5 protein-coding genes are annotated in these 6114 nt (G+C 64.5%); 2 read left to right on the plus strand and 3 right to left on the minus strand.

Features of this window, described 5'->3' with window-relative positions:
• Positions 1 to 157: 157 nt before the first annotated feature.
• On the minus strand, positions 158 to 1570 hold the full coding sequence (locus AC1D1P_RS11875) for a Rieske 2Fe-2S domain-containing protein (RefSeq protein WP_477673113.1): 1413 nt from the start codon (positions 1568 to 1570) through the stop codon (positions 158 to 160).
• A 52-nt stretch (positions 1571 to 1622) separates the two neighbouring features.
• Here AC1D1P_RS11875 and AC1D1P_RS11880 point away from each other — a divergent pair, with 52 nt between their 5' ends.
• Positions 1623 to 2345, plus strand: coding sequence for a GntR family transcriptional regulator (locus tag AC1D1P_RS11880; protein WP_477673114.1), 723 nt, complete (start codon positions 1623 to 1625; stop codon positions 2343 to 2345).
• A 15-nt stretch (positions 2346 to 2360) separates the two neighbouring features.
• Here AC1D1P_RS11880 and AC1D1P_RS11885 read toward each other — a convergent pair whose 3' ends face one another.
• Entirely contained in the window at positions 2361 to 3617 is a 1257-nt protein-coding gene (locus tag AC1D1P_RS11885; protein ID WP_477673115.1) for an SGNH/GDSL hydrolase family protein, read from the minus strand.
• A 12-nt stretch (positions 3618 to 3629) separates the two neighbouring features.
• Positions 3630 to 4832, minus strand: coding sequence for an MFS transporter (locus tag AC1D1P_RS11890; RefSeq protein WP_477673116.1), 1203 nt, complete (start codon positions 4830 to 4832; stop codon positions 3630 to 3632).
• Between the two features lie 120 nt (positions 4833 to 4952).
• Between AC1D1P_RS11890 and AC1D1P_RS11895 the strand changes: the two genes are divergently transcribed.
• Positions 4953 to 5906 carry a LysR family transcriptional regulator gene (locus AC1D1P_RS11895; protein WP_477673117.1) on the plus strand — a complete coding sequence of 318 codons (954 nt, stop codon included), beginning with the start codon at positions 4953 to 4955 and terminating at the stop codon, positions 5904 to 5906.
• The last annotated feature ends 208 nt before the right edge of the window (positions 5907 to 6114 follow it).

Consider the following 6114-nt stretch of genomic DNA (forward strand, 5'->3'; position numbering starts at 1 on the left):
GAAGAGGCCACCAGTGTCTTGCCGCGCAGCATGCCGTGCAGGTCGCACCAGGCAAAACGTACCAGCTCCAGGCCGCGCGCCTCGATGCGCCGCGTGGCATCGGCCAGCGCAGCCTGCCTTGCGGCGTCGTGCACTCCGCATTGCACCGCAAAGCTGCTCATGGTTGAGTGACGGTGCTGGGTGAGTCGGAGGTGGCCCCGGCGCCCAGCCACGGCGCACTCTCGCGTTTGGTGCGGGCGGTTTGCTGCCACCACGCGRCCCATTCACCGGCCGGCGCAATGCCGTCCACCGTATCGGGACCGGTGATCACCCTGGCCTGCGCAGGGTCGGCAATGCCGGGCGCCACACCGCCGTTTTGCACGGTCTCAATCGCCTTGAGCAGCACGCGCCGGTTGGCCATGATGACCTTGTCGGAGGTAGCCAGGTGTTCGCGTGTGCGGTCCTGGATTTCGCCCATGCTTTCCACGGCCCATTGGTCGTGCACATTGATGTCTTCTTCGCCCATGCCCAGGTAGGTGGTGCTCATCTGCTCTTCGGCGTTGAAGCCCCAGTTGTTGTGGCGGCCCGCTTTGGGGATGTAATCGGGCAGGGCAATGAACTGCTGGCGCTGCGCGCGCATGCTCTCGCGGTCCAGCGGGGCGCCAAAGCTGGTGAAGAAGGTGTACCAGTAGGTGTTCGTGTCGTCTACCGGCACATGCATCTGCGTGATGGTCATGGTTTCCGACAGCGGAATCACAAACGTGGCCGGGAAGATCGCGTTGGTCACGCGCACATGGGTGAGTTTGTCGGTCATGGCGCGCAGCGCGGTCAGCTGCATGCCCCAGGGCTTGCTTTCAAAGCTGATGTCGGGTTGGGCGAACTCGCGCATGATGCGCGTCATCGGCCACTGCTCGCCATCCTTCGTGCCGGCGCTGGCGCTGCGAAACTGCTTGCCGGCCGGGTTCTGGCCGATTTCATCGAGCGGATCGTCCTGCAAAAAGCGATGCAGGAAAGACGGGTGCGCCGGGTCGATGCCCACCTCGAAAGCCTGCAGCCAGTTGGCGTTCCACAAACCCTTGAAGGCAAAGCTGTGCGTGGACGGTGCGGTAAAACAGTCAAAAGCGGGGAAGGGCGGCGGTGTACTGCCTTCGTCGCCCAGCCAGGCAAACAGCACGCCGGCTTTTTCAATGACGGGATAGCTGCGCTGGCGTATGCGTTCGCACAACTTGCTGCCTGTGGGCTCTGCCGGGGTTTCCAGGCAGCGGCCGTCGGTGGCGAACTTCCAGCCGTGAAAAGGGCAACGCAGGCCGCCGCCTTGCGCGGCGCTTTCGCGGCGGCCAAACGACAGGTCGGCGCCGCGGTGTGCGCAGTCGCGGTCCAGCAGGCCCCATGCGCCGGAGGCGTCCTTGAACAGCACCAGATCCTGGCCGAACAGCTTCAAGGCCTTGACCGGGCGGATTTCCATGCGCGGGTCCAGCGCCGGATTGAACTCATCCACCAGTGCAGCGGGCTGCCAGTATTGGCGCAGCAGCTTGCCGCAGGGCGTGCCCGCGGTGATGCGGGTGAGCAGTTCGTTCTGTTCAGTGTTCATGGAGATCTCAAAACGGTATACCGAAATTAAAATTCAGTGTACATTCTCGGGCATGAACTTGCAAGAAGCCGTTTTGATGCAGTTGCGCGACCTGATCCTGCGTGGCGAGTTTGAGCCGGGCCAGCGCCTGGCCGAGCAGCAACTGGCCGAACGCCTGGGCGCCTCGCGCACACCGGTGCGGGCCGCGCTGGTCACGCTGGAGCAGGAAGGGTTGGTCGAGGCCAACGACACCGGCAAATACCTGGTGCGCCAGTTCACCCCGCGCGAAGTGGCCGATGCGATTGCAGTGCGTGGCCATCTGGAAGGCATGGGGGCGCGGCTGGTGGCTGAGCACGGCGTGTCACGCCAGCTGCAGCTCGATTTGCAGTCTTGCCTGGATGAAGGTGACCGCGCGCTAGCGGCCAACCCGCTGGGCTATGACAACTACGCGGCCTATGCGGCCATGAACGACCGCTTCCACGCGCTCATCCTGGAGGCCAGCGGCAACCGTGCACTGCAACGCGCGATCGAATTGAACGACAAGCTCCCCTTCGCGTCTGCCTCGGCCATGTTGCCCATGCAGTCCACGCTGGAGCAGGACCGGGACTGGATGCACTACGCGCACCGCCAGCACCACATGCTGTTTGCAGCGCTCAAGGCTGGGGAGGGCGCGCGTGCGCAGGCGCTGGCGGTGGAGCACACCGAGGTCGCGCAGATGAACATGCGCATGGCGCTGCAGCGGCGCGCCGAAACCGAAAGCCTGATGCCGGGCTTGCGCCTGGTCGTCGGTGGTTAAGCCGCAGGCGCTTTATTAGCGTTCGCCCAGCAGCAGCTTCAGGTCAATGGATTCGGCAACCGCCTTGTTGCCGGCATCACCCAGGTGCAGGTGGTCGCCCGAGTCATAGGCGGGCAGGATGCGCAGCGGGTTCTGCGGGTCGCGCACCACCGCATCGAAATCCAGCACTGCATCAAACTCGCCGCCACTGCGCATCCACGCATTGATGCGCTGTCGCACGACGTCTTTTGCGGGGCTGTAGTAATTGGCAATCGGCGAGCCCGGCATGGTCAGCGCGCCCTCAAAGGGTGTCAGCGTGGCGCCGACGATGCGCACGCCCCGGCTTCTGGCGCGCGCAATCAGCTGGCGGTAACCGGCTATCAGCGCGTCGGTCTGTATGGCGGGCTCCTTGGGTTCAAGGGTGCTGCCGGGCCAGCTGATGTCGTTGATGCCCATGAGCAGCACCACGCTGGTGACACCGGGCTGGTTCAGCACGTCRCGCTCRAASCGSGCCAGYGCATTCATGCCCATGTGGTTYTTGAGMACCCGYCCGCCCGAGATGCCGGCATTGAGGACAGCCACGTTGTCCCCGGCCAGGCGGCGCGCCAGGAAGTCCGGCCACCGCTGATCGGTGCCTGGAGTTGATGCCGCGCCGTCGGTGATGGAGTCGCCAAAGGCCACCACGCTGCGTGTGCCCGGTGCGGCCTCCACCAGCACGGCGCTGAGAAAGAGGCGGCTGTTCACCGTGGCATCTGCCTTGAGGACGCTCGCGTTCGCGGCATTGCCTGCAGCAATCTGCGCGGGCTGCAGGCCGTCCCAGTGGATGGTGGTGAGTGGTGTCGTTTGTGGGAAGTAGAGGCTGACCGACAGGCGGCTCAGCGGCGCGACCGGCATCTCGACCGGGTCACTCATCACGACAGCGCTTGCCGGTACGGCGACTGTCTGCTGGCCGCCAAAGGTCAATGCCTTGCCGGCTCCGTCAGTGGGCGCTATCTGGGCCGCGCCTATTTGCAAGGCCTGCGAGCCGTATTCGTTCGACAGCACAATGCGCACGCGTGAGCCGCCCACGCTGGCCCGGACGGTCTGGCGTACTGTCTGGTCGTGAAGCGTGGCGGGAAGGCCCAGCGGCAGCACAAAGTCATCGCGCCAGATCGGCTGGGGGCTGGCCGTCCAGCTTGGCGTCCATGCGTTGACATCGGCTGCCCGCGCCTGCGGCAAAACGCTGGCGGCCAGCAACGTGAATGAAAGAAGGACTTGACGCGCGCGCCGCTTTGGAATGAAAAATGTGTTCATGGTGTGGTTCTCTCAGCAGGTGACGGGGATGGCGCGCGGCTCGGCCTTGTCGCGCGACAGGCTGTACAACGTGACCGCGATGCCGGCCACCGTGATCAGCGCAGCCAGCCAGCTCAGGCCACCCAGGCCGAAGGAACTGCTGACGACCAAACCGCCCAGCCAGGCGCCCAGCGCATTGCCCACATTGAAGGCGCCGATGTTGAGGCTGGCCGCCAGGTTCTGGCCCGCGCCGTGCGCCTGCTGCAGCACGCGCATCTGCAGCGGCGCCACCGTGGCAAAAGAGGCCGCGCCCAGCAGCCCGACAAACACCACCGTGGCCACCGGCGAATGCAGCACAAAGCCCATCACGCCCAGCACCAGCGCCAGCGCGCCCAGCGTAAGCAGCAGCGACATCCGCAGCCCGTGGTCGGCCAGGCGCCCGCCCAGCAGGTTGCCCACAAAGAAGCCGCCGCCAAACACCAGCAGGATGGGCGACACTGCCGCCTCGCTGAAGCCGGTGATCTGCGTGAGGATAGGCTGGATATAAGTGAAGATCGCAAACAGGCCGGCGAAGCCGAGCACGGTCATCAACAAGCCCAGCAGAACCTGCGGGCGGGCCAGGCCGGCCAGTTCTTGCCGGATGGTCGAGGTACCGTTTTCAGCCGCGCTGCGCGGCACAAAAATGGCCAGCACCACAAAAGCCAGCAAGCCGATCAGCGTGACCACCCAGAAGGTAGAGCGCCAGCCGTAATGCAACCCCAGCCAGGCGCCAGCGGGCACGCCGAGCAGTGTGGCCAGCGACAGCCCGCTGAACATGATGGCAATGGCTGAGGCTTTTCGCTCGGGCGCGACCAGGCCGGTGGCCACGATGGAACCCACGCCAAAGAAGGTGCCATGCGCCATCGAGGTGATGATGCGGGCCGCCATCAGGCTGCCGTAGTCCGGCGCCAGCGCACAAGCCAGGTTGCCCAGCGTGAAGATGGCCATCAGCGCCAGCAACACGGTTTTGCGCGGCAGCTTGCGCGTGGCCAGCGTCAGCACCGGTGCACCCACCGCCACGCCCAGGGCGTAGCCGGAAATCAGCAGCCCGGCCGAGGCGATGGTGACGCCCAGGTCGGCGGAGACCTGCAACAGCAGGCCCATGATGACAAATTCTGTCGTGCCGATGCCGAAGGAGCCGGCGGTGAGGGCCAGAAGGCCTAAAGGAAGTGAAGGGAGTGATTTGCGCGCATCCATGAAAGTCGCCTAAAAAGAGGATGTGCTTAGTGTGGAGACGAAGTGCTATCTTGACTAGAATGTCATAAAGACAATCATTTGTGAATTCAATTCACAGTAATTCGCGAAAAATACCAGATCATGCCCCGCATAGACGTCAACCGCTCCGGCGAGATGGAGGCCTTTGTCCAGGTCGTGGACAAAGGCGGTTTTTCGGCCGCCGCCCGGCAGCTGTGCATGACCCCTTCGGCCGTCAGCAAGCTGGTGACCCGGCTGGAGGCRCGGCTGGGTACGCGGCTTGTCAACCGCACTACACGCAAGCTGCAGCTCACACCCGAAGGCACGACGTTTTACGAGCAGAGCACGCGCGTGCTGGCCGACATGGACGAGGCCGAGCGCGGCGCCGCGGCCGGCGCCATGCCGCGCGGGCGCGTCAGCATCAACGCCAGCATGCCCACCGCGCATTGCTTGCTGCTGCCGCTGGTGCCGGCCTTCCACGAGCGCTTTCCGGATATCTCGCTGGACATCACCTTGACTGATCGCGTAGTCGACCTGCTGGACGAGCGCACCGATGTGGCAATCCGCTGGGGCGCACTCGCGTCGTCCCAACTGGTGGCGCGGCGCCTGGGTGATACCGCGCAGGTGATTGTCGGCAGCCCTGATTACCTGGCGCGACACGGCACGCCGCGCACGCTGGAAGAGCTGGAGGCGCACCAGCGCCTGGCCCATACCTTCAAACRCAATATGCATTACTGGCCGGTGCGGGTAGACGGACAGATTCAGCAGTTGCCGATCACCGGCTATGCGCGTGCCAGCGACGGCGAGGCGCTGCGCCACCTGGTGCTGGCGGGCGCCGGGCTGGCCCGCATGTCGATGTTCCACGTCGGCCGCGACATTGACGCGGGCCGCCTGGTGCCGGTGGCTGAAAGCCTGAACCCGGGCGAGCGCGAACCCATCCATGCAGTATTTGTCGGCCGGGGCGGCCGCTTGCCGGCGCGCGTGCGCGTGCTGCTGGATTTTCTGGTTGAGCAGGTCACGCAGGAGGTTCTTGATGGTGGCGGGCTCGGGCATGACTACCAGCTRCATCAGCCCTGACGCCTGAATGCGCCCGCACACAAACAGTGCGTGTGTGCTAAGTACTACCCCCTACATAGGTTCCCTATGGTTGCAGCGAGATAACTTGCCTAGTATTGGTAACAAGTCGTAAGGCTGCGAGGCCACTCCGGCCATGGAGATTTCTATGCACCGCAATTCTGTTCACACCTTGGGTCTTTCCCTTTTGCTGTTGGCTTTGTCCCTGTCT

The sequence above is a fragment of the Polaromonas sp. P1_E1_2 genome (assembly GCF_056406035.1).

Excerpts from the sequence above, each read along its gene's own strand:
- AC1D1P_RS11890 (WP_477673116.1), bottom strand. The coding sequence starts at position 4,832 with ATGGATGCGCGCAAATCACTCCCTTCACTTCCTTTAGGCCTTCTGGCC.
- AC1D1P_RS11880 (WP_477673114.1), top strand. The coding sequence starts at position 1,623 with ATGAACTTGCAAGAAGCCGTTTTGATGCAGTTGCGCGACCTGATCCTG.